Genomic DNA, 25,942 nt, shown 5'->3' on the forward strand with positions numbered 1-25,942 from the left:
GATTTTAAAGCCCACTAAGGTTCAACTTAGTGGGCTTTTTTTGGATACCTCGAAATATCCATTTGCAACTTCTACTCATTGTCCCTGCATACCCATTCAATACTCTAACGGTTGTATATGTAATTGACGCCATATACGGTGTTTGAACAGTTTCTCATCAGCTTTGTGCTACACCTTGTCTCAAATATGGGATTTAGTTCTTCTTTGGGGTTTAGGTATATATCGACCCTATCAATCGCCCATAAATCCTAATGATTTATCAACTTTATTACTGTATATATTTATAAAAATTTGAGGTGTAATTAAGGTGTGCGTTTTATTGCATATTAATCAACACCCTATAAACTTTTGCTTAGTCCATGAACAAACTAAAGTGAATGCCTAGATTTGTGAAAAGAAGTCACTTCGCACAGACATGACATTTCGGATAAGGAAGACTAGGCTTAAAGTTAAGTAAACTATAAAAAAAACAGGCGAAACGGAACTGACTCATCACATACATCAGTCTACGTAATTGATTGTTAATGCAGAGAATAAGTTCTGAATATAATTTAAGCCTGAAACCGTTATTACTATCATTTTCACGATGTTGGGCAATACAGCATTTTGTGACCTCGGGGGATATATGGGTATTGAAGTTTCGCGCCAAGCTGCAGTTGTAGAGGCAGTGAGTGGAGAAGTCATTGCGGTTAAGTCTGATGGAAGCGCACGAAAAATTTCAGTTGGCGATATTATTCGTGAAAACGAGATTGTTATCACTGCAAACCAAGCAGAGCTGTTATTAGGTAATCCAAACGGTGTCACTGAGGTGGCAAGTAATTGTGTTGGCTGTGTTGATCAAGACTTAGTGTGGGCTGATGCTCCTATCGCTGGAGAAGTTAATTTTGACTTACAGCAAGCCGATGCAGGAGATTTTGATGATGATGAATTTGCTGCTATCCAAGAAGCCATTTTAGGTGGTGCCGATCCGACCCAAATCTTAGAAGCAACGGCTGCGGGGGGCGGATTAGGTTCTGCAAACGCTGGCTTTGTGACGATTGACTACAACTACACCGAAACTCATCCGTCGACATTTTTTGAGACCGCAGGTCTAGCAGAACAAACGGTTGATGAAGACCGAGAAGAGTTCAGAACAATAACCCGTTCATCGGGCGGTCAATCAATCAGTGAAGTGCTCACCGAAGGCTCCATTTCTGGCAATACCTACCCCCAATCTATTACAACTACCGAAACGATTATTGCTGGTAGTTTAGCGCTCTCCCCTGATTCTTTTGTTCCAGAAGCACTGTCTCTCGCTTCGCTACTCACAGAGCTAAACAGTGATATTACTTCAAGTGGTCAACCCGTTACGTTTACTTATGATGCGGCGACGAACTCTATCATTGGTGTTCAAGGCACCGATGAAGTATTACGCATCGACATCGATGTTGTTAGTGTTGGAAACAACGCTGAGCTTTCATTGACCACAACGATTTCTCAACCAATTGATCACGTAACGTCTGTTAGTGGCGGTCAGGTTTCCTATACAGGCGATCAAATTAACATCACTTTTGATATTCAAGGTGAAGACACCGCCGGAAACCCATTAGCAACACCAATTAATGCGCAAGTTGCCGTGGTTGATGGGGGCGATCCGTCTGCTGAAAGTGTGAATATCAGTAACGTAGAAACTAGCAGTGCAGCAATTGAAGGAACGTTCTCCAATATTGGTAGTGATAATCTTCAATCAGCTGTATTTGATGCTGGTGCACTGGACCAGTTTGATGGGTTGCTCAGTGATAATCAAAACACGCTTGCGAGACTTTCTGATGATGGAACAACGATTACTCTGTCCATCCAAGGTCGAGGTGAGGTTGTTCTCTCTATCTCCCTTGATACCGACGGCACCTATAAATTCGAGCAGTCTAATCCGATAGAACAAGTGGGCACCGATTCACTGACGTTTGCTTTGCCGATCACGATTACCGATTTTGACCAAGATGTTGTAACCAATACGATCAACATTGTCATTACTGATGGCGATAGCCCGGTTATCATTAATGTTGACAGTATTGACGTTGATGAAGCGGGCATTGTTGGCGGCTCACAAGAGGGCACGGCGGCAGTGTCTGGCAGCGGCAGTATTACCGCGGATATTTTTGAAAGTGACATCATCGACCATTATGAACTGGAGCCGACGGAATTTAATACGGGTGGCACCTTGGTTTCAAATGGTGAGGCTGTGCTACTTGAGCTGATTGGTGAGATCGGTGGTGTAAGAACTTATGAAGGTTACGTTGAGGTCAATGGAACGAGAATTACGGTCTTTGATGTTAAAATTGATAGCCCTTCATTGGGCAACTATGAGTTTAATCTTTATGAAGAACTTTCTCATCAAGGCGCTGAAGACGCGCTGCTAACTTTTGCATTGCCAATTTATGCTGTTGATGCAGATGGCGACCGTTCTGCACTATCTGGCGGTTCGAGTACACCAGAAGCCGCAGAGATTCTCGTTAATGTCACAGATGATGTTGTTGAGCTAGTTGATAAAGTTGAGTCAGTCACGGAACCAACTTTAGCCGGCGATACCGTTGTTTCGTATAACCTATTCAACTTCGAAGGCGCTGATGGCTCGACAATTCAATCGTTTAACTATGATGGTGTTGATTACTCACTAGATCAGAGCTTGCTGCCAGATGCTGTTCAAACATTCAGTTTTACTGAGGGTGTTGTAACCATCTCACTAAATGGCGATTTTAGTTTTGAAGTCGCTCGTGATATCGACCACTCAAGCAGTGAAACTCTCGTCAAACAGTTCTCGTTTTTAGCTGAAGATGGTGATGGAGACACTGACACTTCATCGCTTGAGCTAAGTATCACTGACGGTCAAGATCCAATCATTGATTTGATCCCGCCAGTTACTCTCTCAGAAGCCAACCTTGCTGATGGTTCCTCTCCAAGTGGAAGTGCGGTCAGCGCTACCGAGACGATTACCTTTACTGCTGGTAGTGATGATGTAGCTAAATTTCGTATTGAACCAACTGAATTCAATGTCGATGGGACACTGAAATCGAATGGGTTTGCGGTTGAGATAAAAGAAGACTCTGCTATTCAGGGCACTTACATCGGTTTTATTACCAACGCTTCTGGCTCTGAAATCCCAGTATTCACCATTAGTTTCTCTGCTACTACGTTAGGTGAATACACCTTTACCTTACTTGAAGCGCTAGACCATGTGGATGGCCTAGATAAAAACGATTTAAGCTTTGAGCTTCCTGTTTATGCGGTAGACAGCGATGGCGATGACTCATTGGTGTCTCAGCTTAATGTGACTATTGGTGATGACGTTCAAATCATGCAAGACGGTACGTTAGATATCATCGAGCCAAATCTTGCTGACGGCACTGTAACAACCAACACCATTGACGTGATGCCCGATCAAAGTGCAGATGGCGCGACCATCACTCAGTTCAATTATGACGGTGTCGTAAATACACTGGATCAAAGTATTTCAGGCGAGCAGCAGTTTAACTTCGCAGAAGGTCGCTTGTTCATCACCCTTGAAGGTGAAATGCGTTTCGAGCCAAACCGTAACCTAGACCACTCTGCGAGCGAAGACATCGTGAAGTCGATTGTGGTGACTTCAAGTGACTTCGATAACGATTCTCTGACTTCTACCGTAACGCTGACGATTACTGATGGTGATAACCCTACGATTGACGTTATTCCAAGCGTAACCCTTTCTGAAACAAATCTGACTGATGGCTCCGCTCCTAGTGGCAGCGCGGTGAGCTCCACTCAAACCATCACATTTACCAACCAAAGTGATGATGTGGTTCGTTTCCGAATTGAACCAACGGAATTCAATACTAACGATGATCTTAAATCGAACGGTTTAGCCGTTGAGTTACGTGAAGAGCCGACAGGGTCGGGTGACTACATTGGTTTTACTACTAGTGCGACGAATGTCGAAACCACGGTATTTACGCTGAGTTTTTCTAGCACCATATTAGGTGAATACACGTTCACACTCATTGAAGCGTTGGACCATCAAGATGCCCGTGGTAACAACGAGCTCAGCTTTTATCTGCCTGTTTATGCGGTAGACAGTGACGGCGATGATTCACTGATGTCTCCGTTAAATGTCACTATCGGTGATGATGTTCAAATCATGCAAGATATTGCGTTAGATATCGTCGAGCCCAATCTTGCAGATGGTACGGTAACAACTAACACCATTGATGTGATGCCAAATCAGAGTGCTGATGGCGCGACGATCACTCAGTTTACTTATGACGGTCAACTACGAACCCTTGATCAGAATGACAATGGTGAACAGCAATTCAGTTTTACTGAAGGCGAACTATTCATCACGCTTCAAGGCGAAGTGCGCTTTGAGCCCAACCGCAATCTCGACCACACGCTGAACGAAGACATTGTGAAATCAATCGTGGTGACATCTAGTGACTCCGATAACGATGTGCTTACCTCAACCGTCACGCTGACCATTACCGATGGTGATATTCCGACCATTGATAATGTGCCAACTGTGAACTTGTCGGAAACCAATCTGAGTGATGGCTCTGCACCAAGCGGTAGCGCGGTTAGCTCAACTCAAACTATTACTTACACCACTCAAAGTGATGATGTGACCAGCTTCCGTATTGAACCGACTGAGTTCAATTTTGGCGGCACTCTCACATCAAACGGATTAGCTGTCGAGCTGAAAGCTGACCCAACCACACCGGGCGGCTACATCGGTTATGTTACTGATGGTTCGAATGTTGAAACCAATGTGTTCACGATTAGTTTCTCGGATACCAATTTAGGTCAATACACCTTCACCTTACTTGAAGCACTAGACCATGTAGATGGCCTCGCAAATAATAATTTGAGTTTCGACTTACCGGTTTACGCGGTCGATAGCGATGGCGATGACTCGTTGGTGTCTCAACTTAACGTGACCATTGGTGATGATGTTCAAATCATGCAAGGTGGTACGTTAGATATCACTGAACCAAATCTTGCAGACGGCACAGTGACAACCAATACCATCGATGTGATGCCAGAACAAAGTGCCGATGGTGCGACGATCACTCAGTTTACGTATGACGGTCAAGTTCGAACACTGGATCAAACGGACACAGGTGAGCAGCAATTTAGCTTCACAGAGGGTGAGTTGTTCATCACTCTTGAAGGTGAAGTACGCTTCGAACCAAATCGCAATCTAGACCACACGGTTAGCGAAGATATCGTCAAGTCGATAGTGGTGACCTCAAGCGATTTAGATAACGATGTGGTGACGTCAACGGTCACTCTGACCATTACTGACGGTGATATCCCAACCATTGATGCGGTGCCAAGTGTCACTTTCTCTGAAACGAATCTTGCAGATGGTTCTTCACCAAGCGGCAGTGCAGTAAGCCAAACAGAGACGATTACCTTCACCAATCAAAGTGATGATGTTGCGAGTTTCCGTATTGAGCCAACCGAGTTCAATGTGGGCGGTGCACTTAAATCGAATGGATTTGCGGTCGAGATAAAAGAAGATTCGGCTAATCCGGGTACTTACATTGGCTTTATTACCAACGGTTCGGGCGCTGAAATCCCAGTGTTTACGATTGCTTTCTCTACGAGCTCATTGGGTGAATACACCTTTACTCTGCTTGAAGCGTTAGACCATGTAGATGGTTTAGATAAGAACGATCTGAGCTTCGATCTGCCTGTTTATGCGGTCGATACGGACGGCGATGATTCATTGGTGTCTCAGCTAAACGTGACCATCGGTGATGATGTCCAAATCATGCAAGACGGTACGTTAGATATCATCGAGCCAAATCTGGCTGATGGCACAATCACAACCAACACCATTGATGTGATGCCAAATCAGAGTGCTGATGGCGCGACGATCACTCAGTTCACCTATGACGGTCAACTAAGAACACTTGATCAGAATGACACTGGTGAGCAGCAGTTTAGCTTCACGGAAGGTAAGCTTTATATCACCCTTGAAGGTGAAGTGCGCTTTGAACCAAATCGTAATTTAGACCACTCGGTAAGCGAAGACATCGTGAAGTCGATTGTGGTGACTTCAAGTGATTTTGATAATGACGCTCTGACTTCAACCGTAACGCTGACGATTACGGATGGTGATAACCCTACGATTGACGTTATTCCGAGCGTTACTCTTTCTGAAACTAACCTGAGCGATGGCTCTGTTCCAAGTGGCAGCGCGGTAAGCTCGACTCAAATTATTACTTTTACCAATCAAAGTGATGATGTGGTTCGTTTCCGTATTGAGCCAACGGAGTTCAATACTAACGACGATCTTAAATCGAACGGTTTAGCCGTTGAGTTACGTGAAGATCCGACAGGGTCGGGTGACTACATTGGTTTTACGACCAGTGCCACAAACGTAGAAACTACAGTATTCACATTAAGCTTTAATTCTGGGTCATTAGGTGAATACACGTTCACGCTCATCGAAGCGTTGGACCACCAAGATGCCCGCGGCAACAACGACCTCAGTTTTGAACTGCCTGTTTATGCGGTAGACAGTGATGGCGATGATTCACTGATGTCTCCGTTAAGCGTCACTATCGGCGATGATGTTCAAATCATGCAAGATGATACGTTAGATATCGTCGAGCCAAATCTTGCCGATGGCATTGTGACAACCACCACCATTGATGTGATGCCAAGTCAAAGTGCTGATGGCGCAACGGTGACGCAATTCACTTATGATGGCCAACTTCGAACGCTTGACCAAAATGATAACGGCGAGCAGCAGTTTAGCTTCACAGAAGGTGAACTATTCATCACGCTTCAAGGTGAAGTGCGCTTTGAGCCTAATCGTAATCTAGACCACACGCTGAACGAAGACATCGTGAAATCGATCGTGGTGACGTCTAGTGACTCCGATAACGATGTGTTGACCTCAACCGTCACGTTGACCATTACCGATGGTGATATCCCAACCATTGATAATGTTCCAACTGTGAACTTGTCGGAAACAAATCTGAGTGATGGCTCTGCACCAAGTGGCAGCGCGGTGAGTTCAACTCAAACTATTACTTACACCACTCAAAGTGATGATGTGACAAGCTTCCGTATTGAACCAACGGAGTTCAATGTTGGTGGTGCTCTGAAATCGAACGGATTGGCAGTTGAGCTAAAAGCTGACCCAACTACACCGGGTGGCTACATCGGTTTTGTGACTGATGGTTCGAACGTTGAAACTAACGTGTTCACGATTAGCTTCTCGGATACCAATTTAGGTCAATACACCTTCACCTTGCTTGAAGCGTTGGATCATGCGGATAGCCTTGCAAATAACGATCTGAGCTTTGATCTGCCAGTCTACGCCGTCGACAGTGATGGCGATGATTCATTGGTTTCTCAACTTAACGTAACCATTGGTGACGATGTTCAAATCATGCAAGGTGGTACGTTAGATATCACTGAGCCAAATCTTGCAGATGGCACAATCACAACCAACACCATCGATGTGATGCCAGAGCAAAGCGCTGACTGCGCGACGATCACCCAGTTTACGTATGACGGTCAAGTTCGCACTCTGGATCAAACTGACAATGGTGAGCAGCAATTTAGCTTCACTGAAGGCGAGTTGTTCATCACTCTTGAAGGTGAAGTACGCTTCGAACCAAACCGAAATCTAGCCCACACAGCTAGCGAAGATATCGTGAAGTCGATAGTGGTGACCTCAAGCGATTCAGATAATGACGTACTGACTTCCACAGTGACGCTGACCATTACTGATGGCGATAACCCAACGATTGATGAGGTACCAAGTGTTACTTTGTCTGAAACTAATTTAGCCGATGGCTCTGCGCCAAGCGGCAGTGTAGTCAGTCAAACCGAGATAATTACCTTCACCAATCAAAGTGATGATGTGGCGAGTTTCCGTATTGAACCTACTGAATTTAATGTGGGTGGAGCACTGAAATCGAATGGCTTTGCCGTTGAGATAAAAGAAGATTCGGCTAATCCGGGAACTTACATCGGTTTTATTACCGATGGCTCGAATACTGAAGTTCCTGTATTCACGATTGCTTTCTCTACGAGTACGTTGGGTGAATACACCTTTACTCTGCTTGAAGCGTTAGACCATGCGGATGGTTTAGATAAGAACGATCTGAGTTTTGATCTGCCGGTTTATGCGGTTGATACGGACGGCGACGATTCACTGGTGTCTCAGCTGAATGTGACCATCGGTGATGATGTTCAAATCATGCAAGATGGTACGTTAGATATTATCGAGCCAAATCTTGCAGACGGCACAATCACAACCAACACCATTGATGTGATGCCAAACCAAAGTGCTGATGGTGCGACGATCACTCAGTTTACTTATGACGGTCAGCTAAGAACGCTTGATCAAAATGACACTGGTGAACAGCAGTTCAGCTTCACAGAAGGCGAGTTGTTTATCACCCTTGAAGGTGAAGTGCGCTTTGAACCTAATCGCGATCTAGACCATTCCGTTAGCGAAGATATCGTGAAGTCGATAGTAGTGACTTCAAGCGACTTCGATAACGATCCGGTGACTTCAGCCATTACGCTGACCATTACTGATGGTGATAATCCGACTATCGATTCGGTACCGAGCGTTGTACTTGAAGAAGCTGATTTAACTGATGGCTCATCGCCAAGTGGCAGCGCGGTTAGTCAAACGGAAACCATCACTTTCACTAATCAAAGTGACGATGTTGAGAAATTCCGTTTAGAACCAAGTGAATTTAATACTAACAACGCGCTCAAGTCCGATGGCTTGATCATTGAGATTCGAGAGGAACCAACAGGATCCGGCAATTATATTGGTTTCACGACCGATATTTCGAATGTCGAAACCACTGTGTTTACACTCGATTTCAGCAGTACCACTTTGGGTGAGTACACCTTCACGCTTCTGGAAGCGATTGACCACACGCCTGTTCAAGGCAATAACGATCTAACATTCAACTTGCCAGTCTACGCGGTTGATAGCGACGGTGATGATTCGCTAATGTCGCCACTGGCTGTAACTATCACTGATGATATTCAAGTGATGGTTAATGACTCTCTCACAATTGAAGAGCCAACGGTTGCAGATTTGGCAGCAGGTACTCCGACGACAGCTTCCGTTAATGTACTTGATGAAGAAGGTGCTGATGGCACGACCATTACTCAGTTCACTTATGATGGTGGGGCGGTATTAACGCTTGATCAAAACGATACAGGTGAGCAGAAGTTCGTGGTTGCTGATGGGGCATTATATATCACTCTGCAAGGCGATATTCGTTTCGAACCAAGTCGTAACCTTGACCATACTGGTGGCGATATCGTGAAGTCGATAGTCGTAACTTCAAGTGATTCCGATAGCGATCTTGTGTCTTCAACGGTAACGCTAACCATTACTGATGGCGATATCCCAACGATTGACACGGTGCCAAGCGTTACTCTGTCAGAAACGAATCTGAGCGACGGATCTGCTCCGAATGCAAGTGCGGTAAGTTCAACTCAAACCATTACCTTTACTAACCAAAGTGATGACGTGACGAGTTTCCGTATTGAACCGACTGATTTTAATGTTGGTGGTGCTCTGAAATCGAACGGATTGGCGGTCGAACTGAAAGCTGACCCAACTACACCGGGTGGCTACATCGGTTTTGTGACTGATGGTTCGAACGTTGAAACTAACGTGTTTACGATTAGCTTCTCGGATACCAATTTAGGTCAATACACCTTCACCCTGCTTGAAGCGTTGGATCATGTAGATGGCTTAGTGAAGAATGATCTGACTTTTGATCTTCCTGTTTATGCGGTTGATAGCGATGGTGATGATTCACTGGTGTCTCAACTGAATGTGACCATTGGTGATGATGTACAGGTCATGCAAAACCAAGTGCTTAATATTATTGAGCCAACGGTTGCTGATTTGGCTGCAGGTACTCCGACGACAGCCACTGTTGATGTGATGCCTAGCCAAAGTGCCGATGGCGCGACAATCACTCAGTTTACTTACGATGGCGGGGCGGCAATAACACTCGACCAAAACGACACCGGTGAACAGAAGTTTGTATTTACTGAAGGTTCACTGTTCATCACCTTGCAAGGTGAAGTGCGTTTCGAGCCAAATCGCAATCTAAACCACACAGCGAGCGAAGACATCGTGAAGTCGATTGTGGTGACTTCAAGCGATTTAGATAACGATGTACTGACGTCAACGGTCACTCTGACTATTACTGATGGTGATATCCCAACCATTGATGCAGTGCCAAGCGTTACTCTGTCTGAAACTAATCTTAGTGACGGCTCAGCGCCAAGCGGCAGTGCTGTAAGTCAAACAGAGACGATTACCTTCACCAATCAAAGTGATGATGTGGCGAGTTTCCGTATTGAGCCAACAGAGTTCAATGTGGGCGGTGCACTGAAATCGAATGGATTTGCGGTTGAGATAAAAGAAGATTCGGCTAATCCGGGTACTTATATCGGTTTTATTACCGATGGTTCGAATACTGAAGTTCCTGTATTCACGATTGCTTTCTCTACAAGTACGTTGGGCGAATACACCTTCACCTTACTTGAAGCGCTAGACCATGCAGATGGCCTAGATAAGAACGATCTGAGTTTTGATCTTCCTGTTTATGCGGTAGACAGTGATGGCGATGATTCACTGGTGTCTCAACTCAATGTGACCATTGGTGATGATGTTCAAATCATGCAAGACGGTACGTTAGATATCACTGAGCCAAATCTTGCAGACGGAACAATCACAACCAACACCATTGATGTAATGACGGCGCAAAGTGCCGATGGCGCAGTGATTACCCAGTTCACTTATGACGGTGGTACCGCTCAAACTCTAGATCCAACAATCACAGGTGAGCAGAAATTTACGTTCACTGAGGGTGATGTGTTCGTCACCATCGAAGGTCACGTGCGCTTTGAGCCAAACCGTGATTTAGACCACGAAGATGGCGATATCGTTAAATCTCTCGTCTTTACGTCAAGCGATGGCGATATCGATGTTGAAACGGCCACTGTCACACTGACGATTATTGATGGTGATATCCCAACGATTGAATCGGTGCCAAGCATCGCGCTTGCTGAAACAGATTTAGCAGATGGCTCTTCTCCAATCGTTGGTGCTGTGAGCCAAACAGAAACCATCACTTTCACTAATCAAAGTGATGACGTTGAGAAATTCCGTTTAGAGCCAAATGAGTTTAATACTAACAATGCGCTCAAGTCCGATGGCTTGATCATTGAGATTCGAGAAGAGCCAACAGGTTCAGGTAATTACATTGGTTTCACGACTGATATTTCGAATGTCGAAACCACGGTATTTACACTCGATTTCAGCAGTACCACTTTGGGTGAGTATACCTTCACGCTTCTGGAAGCGATTGACCACACACCGATTCAAGGCAATAACGATCTAACATTCAACTTGCCTGTTTACGCTGTCGATAGCGACGGTGATGATTCGTTAATGTCACCACTATCGGTGATGATTACTGATGATGTTCAAGTTATGGCAAGTGGCGAACTGACAATTGAAGAGCCTACTGTGGCTGACTTAGCTGTAGGTACGCCAACGACATCCGTTTTCGATGTATTAACATCCGCAAGTGCTGATGGCGCGAGCGTGACTCAATTTACCTATGACGGCACCGCTTACTCTCTAGATCCGAATGATGCGACCGAGCAAGAGTTTACTTTCACGGAAGGCTCACTGTTTATTACGACTCAAGGGGAAGTGCGCTTTGAGCCGAACCGCGATTTAGACCACTCGGCTGGAGATATCGTTAAGAGCATCGTGGTGACGTCAAGCGATGGCGATGATGACGTTCTTACCTCGACAGTGACGCTTACGATTACGGACGGCGATGTCCCAACCATAGATGTCATTCCACCAATTTCACTATCTGAAACGAATCTAGCCGATGGCTCTGATCCGTCGAATTCTGCGGTCAGTGACACCAAAGTCATTCAGTTTACTCATGAGAGTGACGATGTTGAGTCGTTCCGTATCGAGCCAACAGAGTTCAATACTCTAGGTACGTTAACGTCAAACAACTTGGCGGTTCAGCTAAAAGAAGATCCTAACAGTGCTGGCGATTACATCGGTTTTGTTAAAGACGCGTCGGATGTTGAAGCTAACGTCTTTACTATTAGCTTCTCGGATACCAATTTAGGTCAATACACCTTTACGTTACTTGAAGCGCTTGACCACGAAGATGGTCTGGTGAATAACAGTTTGAGCTTTGACCTGCCTGTTTATGCGGTAGACAGTGACGGTGATGACTCAGTGATGTCGTCACTGACTGTGACCATCGAAGATGATGTTCAAGGCATGAGCAATGGCATCCTGAATATCGAAGAGCCAACCGTCGCTGATCTGGGCGTAGGGGTGGTGACCACAACTACCATTGATGTGATGCCAGAGCAGAGTGCTGATGGTGCGACCATTACTGAGTTCACTTATGATGGTGGGACTCCACTAACACTTGACCAAACGGATATCGGCGAGCAAGAGTTTATCTTCACTGAAGGCTCTCTGTTTATCACACTTGAAGGTGAAGTACGCTTCGAACCAAACCGCAATCTAGACCACACGGTTAGCGAAGACATCGTCAAATCGATTGTGGTGACCTCAAGTGATTTAGATAACGATGTGGTGACGTCAACGGTCACACTGACGATTACCGATGGTGATATCCCAACCATCGATGCCGTGCCAAGCGTTACTCTATCTGAAACTAACCTTAGCGATGGCTCTAGCCCGAGCGGCAGCGCAGTAAGTCAAACCGAGACGATTACTTTCACTAACCAAAGTGATGATGTGACGAGTTTCCGCATTGAACCAACTGAGTTTAATGTCGGTGGTGTACTGAAATCGAATGGGTTTGCGGTCGAGATAAAAGAAGATTCTGCTAATCCGAGCACTTACATAGGCTTTATTACCAACGGTTCGAGCGCTGAAGTCCCCGTGTTTACCATTAGCTTCTCTTCAGCCACGTTAGGTGAATACACTTTCACTCTACTTGAAGCGCTAGACCATGTTGCTGGCCTAGCGAACAATGATCTGAGCTTTGATCTGCCTGTTTATGCGGTAGACAGTGATGGTGATGATTCACTGGTATCGCAGCTTAATGTAACGATTGATGATGATGTTCAAATCATGCAAGGTGGTGCGCTCAATATTACCGAGCCGACCGTCGCTGATTTAGCGGCTGGTACACCGACCACGGCTACTTTTGATGTAATGCCAAACCAAAGTGCTGACGGCGCGACCATCACTCAGTTCACTTATGATGGCGTCGTAAACACCCTCGATCAAAATATTGCAGGCGAACAGCAGTTTATCTTCGCAGAAGGCAAACTGTACATTACCCTCGAAGGTGAAGTTCGCTTTGAGCCTAATCGAGATCTTGACCATACGGCCGGCGATATTGTTAAGTCGATAGTGGTGACCTCAAGCGATTTCGACAAAGACTCAGTCACGTCAACCGTTACGTTAACGATCACCGATGGTGATATTCCAACCATTGATGTTATTCCAACGGTTAGCTTATCTGAAACGAACCTGACGGATGGTTCGGCCCCAAGTGGCAGTGCGGTAAGTCAAACCGAAACCATCACCTTCACTAATCAAAGTGATGATGTGGTCCGCTTCCGCCTTGAACCAACAGAGTTCAATACCAATGATGCACTCACATCGAATGGTTTAGCTGTTGAATTACGTGAAGATCCGCAAGGGTCGGGCAACTACATCGGATTTACAACCAGCTCGTCGAATGCGGTAACCACAGTATTTACGTTGAGTTTTTCTGGGACAACCTTAGGTGAATACACCTTTACCTTAATCGAAGCCTTGGATCATCAAGATGCACGTGGCAACAACGACCTGAGTTTTGATCTGCCTGTGTATGCGGTGGATAGTGACGGCGACGATTCGTTAGTCTCTCAGCTTGGCGTGACTATTGGTGATGATGTGCAGTTGATGCAAGGCGGCACAATAACCAGTCGTGAGCCTGCTGGAGTCGTCGAAACATCGAATACTCTGGACGTGATGCCAAATCAGAGCGCAGATGGAGCAAAAATCACTTCATTTGTGTTTGATGGAAACAGTGCAGAAAGCCTTGATCTCAATGTGAATGGCGAGCAAGAGTTTGTGTTCACTGAAGGTTCTGTATTTATTACCACAGGAGGTGAGATACGATTCGAGCCTGTGCGAAATCAAGATCACACGAGTGGTGATATTACTAAGACGATTGTTGTTACATCTACTGACCTTGATGGTGATATCGTCTCATCTACCGTGACATTGAAGATTACCGATGGTGATCTTCCAACGATCGATTTGGTCCCTGGAATTACGCTCTCAGAAGTGGATCTCGCTGATGGTTCTTCGCCAACCGGCAATCCAGTGGCGATGACTCAAGTTATTACCTACTCAGAGGGTAGTGACGATGTTAGTTATTTCAGAATTGACCCTGCTCAGTTCAATACTTCGGGGGCTTTGAAGTCGAATGGATTAGAGGTTGAGATTAAAGAGCAGCCAGCGAATTCTGGTAATTACATTGGCTTCGTCAAGGACGGTTCTAACGTCGAAACCAACGTCTTCACGATCAGTTTCTCGACAACCAATCTAGGGCAATATACGTTCACACTGCTTGAAGCGTTAGACCATACAGATGGATTACAAAACAATACTCTAAGTTTCGATGTCCCTGTTTTAGCGGTTGATACCGATGGTGATGATTCTGCAATGTCGCCAATGACCGTGGTGATCACCGATGATGTACAAGGCGTTCAAGATGGGGCGTTAAGTATCACTGAGCCTTCACTTGCTGATATAGCAGCAGGTACGCCAACCACGCCAACAATCGACGTTATGCCGACACAGAGTGCTGATGGCGCGAAAGTGACTCAGTTTATCTACGATGGTGGCACGGCTGTTACGTTAGACCCAACTGTGTCTACAGAACAAGTTTTTACCGTAACCGATGGCTTACTGTACATCACGATTGAAGGTGAGGTGCGCTTTGAACCAAGTAGAAATCTAGACCATTCATCTGGCGATATCGTGAGAACGATAGTCGTGACGACCAGTGATTTTGATAACGATACCGATACCGCGGATGTCACGTTGACGATCAAAGACGGAATTGATCCGGTTATCGATGTAGTGCCAGATATTAACCTATCGGAAGTTGGTCTTGCTGATGGCTCTATGCCGAGTGGTTCAGCGGTTAGCTCGACACAAACGATCACTTATACCGTGGGTAGTGATGATTTAAGCCACTTTAGAATTGCAACCAACGAGTTCAATCCTGGCGACCTACTCAAATCAAATGGTCTTGTTGTTCAGTTAAAAGAAGATCCTGCTTCACCTGGCGACTACATCGGGTTTACTGATGACGGGGCCGGTAACGTAACTAATGTATTCACCATTGATTTTGATAGCGTTAATAAAGGGCAGTTCACCTTCACTTTGATTGAGGCGTTAGATCACCTTGATGGTGATCTTAATAACAGCCTCAACTTCAACCTGCCTGTTTACGCCGTTGATACCGATGGTGATGATTCGGTTAAACGCGATGTCATGGTAACGATACAAGATGACATTCAACAGATGCAAGATGGCACGTTAAGCATCACAGAGCCAAATACTGGCACACCAACCACTGCTACTGTTGATGTAATGCCTACACCAAGTGCTGATGGGGCGACCATTACTCAGTTTACTTTTGGTGGCGGTTCAGCGATCACCTTGGATCAAACTAACAATGGCGAGCAAGAGTTTACCTTCACTGAAGGCTCATTGTTTGTCACGCTAAGCGGTGATGTAAGGTTCGAACCAAACCGAAATCTAGATCATTCTGCGGGCGACATTGTTAAGTCGATTGTGTTTACGTCTTCTGACTTTGATAAAGATACCTTTTCATCAACAGTCACGCTTACGATTGTTGATGGCGATGGACCAACAATCAACGTTGTGCCAAGTGTCAGCTTGTCGGAAAGCTTACTTGCGGATGGTTCGACACCTAGCGGAACGCCTGTCAGTGTGACTCAGACTATCACCTCGCTAGCGAGCAGTGATGACATTGGAAAAATAGTCGTTGAAGCTGGGCTGTTCAATACCAACGGCGTGTTGAAGTCTGATGGCCTTGAATTGAGTTTACGTGAGGAGCCTGCGGGTTCTGGCGACTACATTGCGTTTACGACGGATGGCTCGGGTGGTGAGAAAATCATATTCACCCTAGATTTTGATGATACTAATCCTAGCCAGTATACCTTTACGCTGCTTGAGCGTTTGGATCACGTTGATGGCTTAGGAAGCAACGATCTGAGTTTTGATCTTTCTGTTTACGCGCAAGACACCGATGGCGATATTTCAGCGTCTAAACCGCTTTCAGTAACCATCACCGATGATGTCCAGTTAATGAAGTCTGGTGCGCTTAGCATCACTGAACCAAGCACGGGCACACCTACCACAACGACATTTGATGTGATGCCTGCGCAAAGTGCTGATGGCGCCACCATAACCAAATTTACTTATGGTAGTCAGCCTGAAGAGTCTCTGGTGCAAACCAACACTGGTGAGCAAGAGTTTGTATTTACGGAAGGTTCGTTGTTTATCACGCTTGAAGGTGATGTGCGCTTTGAGTCTAATCGAAACCTGAATCATTCTGGTGGTGATATCGTTAAGACGATTACCGTGACATCAGAAGATAAAGACGGTGATATTGTTACTTCGACCGTGACATTGACGATTTCAGATGGTGCTCCACCGGTAATTGATACTGTACCAACGGTTGCATTGGAAGAAGCGAATCTCGTGGATGGTTCATCTCCGAGCTTACCTGTGAGCCAAACTGAAACCATTGCTTTCACAGCGGGAAGTGATGATGTGAGCTATTTCCGTATTGATACCACTCAGTTCAACACGTCTGGTGATTTGAAATCGGATGGCCTAGTGGTTCAGCTTAAAGAAGATCCAGCCAACAGCGGAACCTATATTGGTTTCGTTGAGAGTGGGGGTGTTCAAACGGATATCTTTACCATCACTTTTAATAGTGTAGTGCTAGGCGAATACACCTTCACTTTGTTGGAAGAGCTCGATCATCTGCCTGTGCAAGGCAACAACGATCAAGTATTCACTCTGCCAGTGATCGCGGTCGACCAAGACAATACCGACTCTGTGATGAAACCTTTGACCGTTACTATCACCGATGATGTGCCTGTCATTACCGATACGACAGCGACCAGCACATTTGTGGTTGATGAAGATGATCTCGGCTCTGCGATTTCTCAAGCAACAGGTGCATTTGTTACCACAGAAGGTGCAGACCAAGTAGAGGTTTACGAACTGCGTAATATCTCTGCGCTTGAAGCGACATTGACCTCTGGAACTGAAGCGATTTCTATTACAGAAGTCACAGGTGCCGCCAACACAACGACCTATCAAGGTACGACGACAAGTGGAACTCCTATCTTCACGCTCGCGCTAGCGAATGACGGCTCTTATACGTTTACGTTGCTAGGTCCTCTAAACCATCCAACAAGCCCGAATTCCAATACCTTAACGATTCCATTTGATGTCGTTGCGGTTGATGGTGACGGCGATGATTCTAACCAATATGTATTGCCAATCGAGGTGCTAGACGATGCGCCAGTAATGAGTGCGCCGACGGGTGAAACGGTTGTCGATGAAGACGATCTTACTGGTATTGGTTCCGATCAATCTGAAGACACCATTATTAATGGCCTGTTCACTGTCGATGAAGGCGCGGATGGTGTTGTGAAGTATGAACTGGTTGATGAAGATTTGGTTCTGACTGGCTTAACCTCCAACGGAGAAAGTTTAGAGTGGCTTGCTGTTTCACAAAGCGGCACAACATTTACTTACGTTGCTCAAACTGCAACGAGTAATGAAGCTGTGTTTGAGATTATTTTCGATACCTCGGATAACAGCTATCAGTTTGAATTGTTTAAACCACTTAAGCACCCTGATGGCGCGAATGAAAACGCAATTGACCTTAACTTTTCTGTTGTTGCAGAAGATTTTGATCAAGACCAATCAAACGCGATCGATTTGAAAATCACGGTGACTGATGATGTTCCATTGGTGACAACTCAATCGATCACACGAATTGAAGGCCAGGGCTATGGTAATTCCAAAGTTGACATGTTTGCTAATGCGACGGATGTCGGCGCGGATGGCGCGGTACTGAGTCGAATTGAGGGCATTACCAGTAATGGTGCAGATATTGTTTTCCGTACAGGAAACAGCGGGCCGTACAGCAGCAGTTTCGATTTAAATAGCGGTAGTCAACAAGTACGAGTGTACGAACAAACCGACGATGGTAGTGGTGGCGTGGACACCCGTGAGCTAGGGCGTTTGCGTATCAACTCAAATGGCGAGGTTGAATTTAGAGCTAACGGCTATCTCGATCATGACGGCCTAGACACCATCGATTTTTCGATTAATGTGATTGCGACGGATGGCGATTTAGATACCTCTGAAACACCGTTAGATATAACGATTACTGATAGGGACTCTACAAGAATCGCTCTGAAAGTGACGACCTTCGAGGATGCGGGTAGAGACTCAACCATACCTTATGCAACAGGCGATGAGCCGGCTCTTGAGAATATTCAAGATAACCAAAATGGTTTGCCTAATGCGCCAGCTCAAGTTGCGCTGCAAGTTAGTCTGTATGACCAAGATAACGCTGAATCTATTGGCCAGTTGACGATTAAAAGCCCGAACGGAGGTGATAGTCATCAAGGTACTTTTTATTACTTTGATGGTGCTGACTACATTGAATTAGTGCCTGAGTCAAATGGGAGCATTATATTTGGTCCTCCTCAACTCGAACAAAGCTTTGCTCCAAATCCGAATGAGCCAAGACAAACTATTGCGACGATAGACAACTTGTTCTTTGTTCCGGACCAACACGCTAGTTCGGATGAAACTGGTGGGCGCGTTCGTTATGAGCTAGAAATTGAGAAAAATGGCAATACGGATCACACCGTTAACTCAAACTTCAGAATCGAGATTGAAGCGGTAGCGGATATTGCAACGTGGGATGACGCCAACAGTACTTATCAGTATCAAGTGAATGAAGATGAAGACAATGTTACGTTGCAGCTGAATGCTGAATCGCAAGATAACAGTAATACTGAGACGATTACCTATGAACTTGAAGCGATTCAGGGTGATGGGAAGTTTGAGTTACTTGATCAAAATGGCAATGTGTTAACGCCTGTTAATGGTGTTTATATCATCGCATCTGCTGATATCAATAGCACAGTCGTTAACCCAATCGACAACTTCTCTGGACAAATTGAGTTCAAAGCGACGGCAATTACGGAAGAGACGCTTAACCCATACGATGACTCAGCGAACGGCGGGTTAGACAAAACGACCGCTCGCTCTGTTGAGCAAAATATTATCATTGATGTGACTGCCGACGCGGATCCTGGTTCATTCAGTGTTAACAGGATTCGTATTAACGAAGACAATATTGATGACCCAGACTACCTAGGTCCTCTGGACAACAAAGATGCCTTCACGCTAGACGAAGTCATCACAATGAACGGCTCAGTGGACACTGATGGTTCAGAAGAGCTATTTGTTCGTATCAGTAATATTACCGAAGGGGCGGTGCTTTATTTCCTTGGAACTACGACCCCAGTTCCTACAATCACCATTAACGGTATTGATTATCAGGAAGTGGCGTATTCCGATCTCGCCAACGTAGAGATTGTTCCGACTAAACACAGCAATGTCGATTTTACTTTTGATGTAACCGGTGTGGTTAAAGACACTGCGAACCTCTCTACTGGTGCACAAGTTGATGAAGAAATCCTAGGAACTAAAACGGTTAACGTTGAGGTTAAAGGGGTTGCAGATATTCCTTATGGCGGTACAAACGGTTCGGCTTGGACAGCAATCACCGATGGCACAACACCTGGTGTTCAAACCACGATCCAAGAGAGCCAGAATGGAGACAGCTACGCCGAGCTTGATTTCACCGTGTTGTCGGGAGAGAGAAGACCTGATCCTGCAGCAGTAGATCAAACCCCATTACCTGACGATGGTTCAGAATCCATAACCGTTATCCTCTCGGGTATTCCTGATGGCGTTATTCTGGAAGACGGTGACGGTACCATTATTGACCTTAACTTTGTCGGTTACGAAACCGGTCCGGGTGGTAGCCCCGATCTTTCTAAACCTATCTACGAAGCGAACATCACTGACGCAGTTAAAACCTCAGGAATCCGCATCAGACCTGTCGATTCTTCAACAGAGAACATTCACATTCAGGGTAAAGTGATCGTGACTGAGAATGACGGTCATACGCTTACGTTTGACCAAGAAGTGCGAGTGTTGGTCGAACCTAGAATCGATACCTCAGCGACGTACAGCACAGTCACTAATGGCGATGAAGATACGGCGATCAGTATTGATTGGCACCCAGAGGGTACTGATTATATTGATGATGATGAGCATTTCACTTCTATTGTGATCAGTGCCATTCCGACAGATGTTGAAAGTGTTGTGGTTAATGGCGATGTAACTTGGGTTTACGATGCTTCAGCAGGCACTTTAACCATTACGCCGAAGAGTGGACAGACGGCAGAAGAGTTTACTCAAATTGCACTGAACAATAATTTTATTCAGATCACACCTGAACAAGACTCGAGCACCGACTTTACGCTTAATACGGTTGTCATGATCGAAGAGCGAGATCATGAGTATGTTGATGCGACTGATCCTGGTCAGGGCATCGCTACCGCGACAATCACGGGCTCGATTGATGTTATCGTACGTCCAGTCGTTGAGCCGAAAGACGCTAGCAACAAGCTTATCGTCGATGATGTGCTGGGTACTGGAGCACTAGCAACCGTAGTTGCTGATGCAAACACTGGCGTGCTTAAGTTCACAACCAACAGCGATAATACATCGGTTACGGATGAGTTCGTCATTCGATATCAAGAAACAGATGCTTCGTCCGCTATCGAAGAAGTTGACCAGTTAGTTATTGAATTAACAAACGTGGACGGTTCGGAGCTATCAGATGCTGTACTCAATCAACTGCTCGTTATTGGCGCTGCTTATGAAGGCAATGGGCGCTGGGTTGTAACGAATGAAGACATATTTAGCATCAGTGCATCAAACGGCCTTGTTCTTCCTTCAGGAAACAGCGGGGCAGGAGGGTTCAATGACATCAAGATGGATATCTTTAGCACGGTAATAGACCGAGGTGATGGTGCTGAGGTTGAGTCATCTACGGCCGCTCGTAGGGACGGAGAAGTCACTCTGTCATTCCCTCAAGTGGTGGCTGGGAGTACTAAGGTTGCAGCCGATATTGATATAACACCAGACAGTGTTGTTGATGCGATTGAGGACACCCAGTTAGATCTAGGTACGGCATTGAATGGTTTAATTACTTTCTCGGGCGAAGATGACTCAACTGATCAAGTGACCATCATTATTGATGACAGTGTGACCATTAATCCAGGAGCGGTGAACGAAGTCACCTTCCCAATTAGTTTATCGGGAAGCAGCGACCTAGACTTTGTTAATGGCAAATATGTATTCCAGACTACCGTCGATCAAGGGGTCTCGACCGACCTCTCTGGACTACTGCTTAACTTACCAGCCGACTACTCCGGCGACTTTAGGTTGCCGTTGACGATAGTAACTAAAGACGTATTGTCGGGGGATGAGAAAACTCTAGTGACAGAAGTAGTCATTAAAGTTGCTCCTGATGTTGAAGGTAACCCAGATATTGACGTTACTGTCGTTGGTTCGCTTGACGATTCGTTTAACCCTGTCGATACCGACGGTCAAGCAGGGCAAGATCCAGTCGGCTACGAAGATACCTATATCCAACTTGATTTCAGCTCGACCATTGATGACCAAGTAAGCGGAGTTGAAGGTGGTGACGAAAAATTCACCTCTATCACACTGACGTTAAATGACACGAGTGTTGGGGCTTTCTATACCAGCGCAGGGGTATCGCTTGGCACATCGGTGACCTTTAATGAAGCTGAGATTAATGCAGGCGCGTTGGATAATGTCCTATTCCGACCGGCGTTAAATTACCCAACAGATAATGACGTAAATCAGGTGCAAGTGAATGTCAGCGGGACGATTACCGATACTGCTACATACAATGATGCAGCTTCGCCAACTGGCAGCGCGACTGATACCGATACTTTCTCTACCAATGTCAGTTTTGAAGTCGTTCCTGTGGTGGATGACGTGTCTGTCACTGGCCCGGGTAGCGATCCTGATGTTATCGAGATTACGGGTACTGAGGACCAGCTGATTTCTTTGTCGGGCACAGGGCCTGTATCGATTGCACTGACTGACCTTGATGGCTCAGAACAGTTTGTGTCGATTAAGTTTACAGATGTACCTGATGGCTTCCAGATGCGTGCAGATGCTGGTTCGGCATACACGGTGAAGAATAATGGTGGTGGTGAGTGGAGTGTTCAACTACCTCAAGCATCAGGGTTATCGTTCGACTTGAGTGAGATTTCGATTTTACCGCCTAAGGACTTCAGTGGTACGGCTGAATTTGGTGTTGCCGTATTTACTCAAGAATCTTTGTTGGGTGTGCCTACTGCAGCATCAAATCTGCCAAGCTTTAAGCTGCATGTGGTACCTGTGGGTGATGATGTTGATACTAATCCAACAGATTCTGTGACAGGTAACGAAGGTCAAAACATTGATATCGAAATCAATGCGACGATTTTGGATAAAGAGCTATCTGCAACGGGCAACGGCACTTATACCGAGAATGCACCAGAGACACTTCGAGTAGAAGTTGCGGGCGTTCCTCAAGATGCCTCTATCTATTATCCAGACGGCACAACCTTGGCTAGTTATGATCCAGTTACGCAGCTTTGGACACTTGATGTTCCTGCACAGTCGCTCGATAAGATCGTATTCAATTCAGGTGAACACAATAGCGATACGGGTAATGTATTAGGCATTAATGGCCCGCTGCAGATTACCGTTCGCTCTGTGGATACTGACGCTGATAACACCGAATATTTGGGGACGCCAACCAGCTTCGATGTTGATCTGGTGATTGATCCTATTAACGATCAACCGATCTTTGTGAACGTAACGAATATTGAAACATCGGAAGACATTAGTGTTGCTATCGACAACTTTAGTATCTACGACGTTGATGCTAACTTTGATAATCCAGACGCTCCGTATGTTCTTACGTTGCAAGTCGATCAAACACTTCCGGGAGCGCAAGGTGTGTTTGAGTTTACGAGCTCACCTGACGTGACGTTTGTATTGCAACCTGGTGGCTCATTGGTGATTACCGGTAAAGAAGCCGACATCAATACCGCATTGACTAATGGAGCCGTGACTTTCAAACCAGACCCAGACCAGAACTATCTCAACCAGAGTGGTTTAGTCACGATTAATGCAACACTCGATGACGGCGGTAATAATGGCTTGATTGATGCGGGTGATCCGAATACAGCACAGACCAACCAAACTACTTTCACCATTAAAGTAACGGAAGTGAATGACGCTCCTGTGGCAACTGATGTTGATTTAGGTTCGATTGCTGAAGATGGTCAAATAGTGATTGTGGAAGGAGACTTGATTTCAGTAAGTTCTGACATTGAAAACCATAACCTGACGGTTACGGGTGTAACCCTGACTCAAGGACAAGGCCAATTAACGCGCTTTGAAAACGCAGGTGGCGCCGATAACGCGGCGATTACCGGACCATTCTGGCTGTTCGTTGCAGATAATGATTTCAACGGTGATGTGAAATTCAACTATTCCATTATCGATGATGGCACAACCAATGGTGTGGATGATTTCTTGACCGATAGCGCTGAAATTAGCCTCATCGTAACGGAAGTGAATGATGCACCTGTCGCGACAGACGTTGATTTAGGTTCGATTGCAGAAGATGGTCAAATCGTCATTGTTGAAGGGGATTTAATTGCAGCAAGCTCTGACCCAGAAAACCACAACTTAACAGTAACTGGTGTAACTCTGACTCAGGGACAAGGCCAACTAACCCGCTTTGAAAATGCAGGTGGCGCCGATGACGCGGCGATTACCGGACCATTCTGGCTATTTGTAGCGGACAACGACTTTAACGGTGACGTTAAATTCAATTACTCAATTACTGATGACGGTACAACTAATGGCGCGGATGACTTCCTAACCGACAGTGCTGAAATTAGTCTTGAAGTAACGGAAGTGAATGACGCTCCTGTAGCAACGGACATCGACTTAGGCAACATCCTTGAAGAAGGTCAGTTGATCATCAAAGAGGGCGATTTAATTGCTGCGACGAGCGATCCGGAAAACGACACGATTACCGTGACTAATCTGGCGCTCGATGAAGGCCAAGGTCAACTACAACGCTTCGAGAACGTAGGTGGTGCTGATGATGCTACGATCACTGGCCCATACTGGGTATTTACGGCAGCTGATGAATACAACGGCAACGTTAAGTTTACCTATACCGTAGAGGATGATGGTACAACCAACGGCGCTAATGACTTCCTAACGGATACAGCGGAGATCACCGCGATTGTCGATGGAGTGAACGATACACCGGTCGTTAATGGTGACAGTGTCACTACGGTTATTGACGAGGATGCTGGTCAACTGTTGAGTGGTATCAATGTCAGTGACCCTGATTATGTAGATACATTTTCTGATGATCTGATGACCGTCACGCTGACGGTGGATTACGGTACATTGAATGTATCACTTCCAGCAGTGACGACGGTTGTTGTTAACGGCAACAACACGGGTTCAGTCATCTTAGTGGGGACATTGAGTGACCTGAATGCGTTGATTGATACGCCAACCAGTCCAAATGGTGTTTTCCTTGATGCGAGCCTGTCTCCAACCAATAGCATTGGATTAGAAGTTGTTGCCAAAGACAGCGGCAACCCTTCAGGTATTGCGATAGAGACAGCACCTGTGGTTTACAACATCGCGGTGACGCCAGTGGCGAATGCACCAACCCTGTCTATCGATAGTGCGACTAACTACGTGAGAAACATTACTGCGAGTCAGTCTGTGAGTGCGAGTGGCATTCCTTTAGTTGGGATTATCGCAGCCTTAACGGACATTACAGAAGAGCTAACGCTGCATATCAGTGATGTACCTGCTGGCGCTCAAATCACCAGTGCTGCGGGTTCTGTGACGGATCTTGGCGGTGGTGTTTGGGTAGCAACGGCAGATGCAATTGAAAGCTTGCAAGCGGTTGGGCTTTCTCAAACTCCAGGTAACTACACACTGAAAGTCGAGGCGGTTTCTGAAGAGACTGACAACAACGATACAGCAACCTCTGCATCGATTGACCTTAACTTGAACATTGTGTCTAACGCAGTTGATATTAACTTGGCTTCGGAAACCGATGATGTTCAGTTACTGGCTGGTGCTAATGCGACTGACTTAACGGGTGGTTCAGGGAATGATCGACTTGAAGGTGGCGCAGGTGACGATACGCTTGTTGGCGGTGACGGTAACGACACCCTGATTGGCGGCGGAGGCTCAGACATTCTGACTGGTGGTGATGGTATGGACTCGTTCGTATGGCTTAACATCGAAGATGGTGTTGAAGATACGATTACCGACTTTGATTTATCGGAAGGGGACAGCATTGACTTGAGAGAAGTGTTGCCGGAGCTTAAAAATACATCTCCAGACATGACCGCGTTGCTAAAACAGATAGACGCGAAAGTGGACGGGGATGATATTGAGCTTACGATCAACCCGGATGGCTTAGGTACTACGGAACAGGTGATTGTGGTTGAAGACCTTGCGCCACAGCTAACCTTAAGTAGCACCATGCCTTCGGATATTTTGGATGCGTTAGTGCAACAAAATGTCATCACTCACGGTTAACGCTAAATTGGAGGCTAGCTATTAGAA

The 25,942-nt window shown here is 45.8% G+C and carries 1 protein-coding gene; it reads left to right on the forward strand.

Annotated features, from left to right (window positions below; translation table 11 throughout):
* Window positions 1-625 precede the first annotated feature (625 nt).
* On the forward strand, window positions 626-25,915 hold the full coding sequence (locus AB6D93_RS08355) for a retention module-containing protein (protein ID WP_102332112.1): 25,290 nt from the start codon (window positions 626-628) through the stop codon (window positions 25,913-25,915).
* Window positions 25,916-25,942: the final 27 nt, after the last annotated feature.

This window comes from Vibrio sp. 10N.247.310.23 (genome assembly GCF_041467155.1).
GTDB classification, from domain to species: Bacteria; Pseudomonadota; Gammaproteobacteria; order Enterobacterales; family Vibrionaceae; genus Vibrio; species Vibrio crassostreae_C.

Coding starts and splice junctions, on each gene's coding strand:
- AB6D93_RS08355 (WP_102332112.1), top strand. CDS start 626: ATGGGTATTGAAGTTTCGCGCCAAGCTGCAGTTGTAGAGGCAGTGAGT.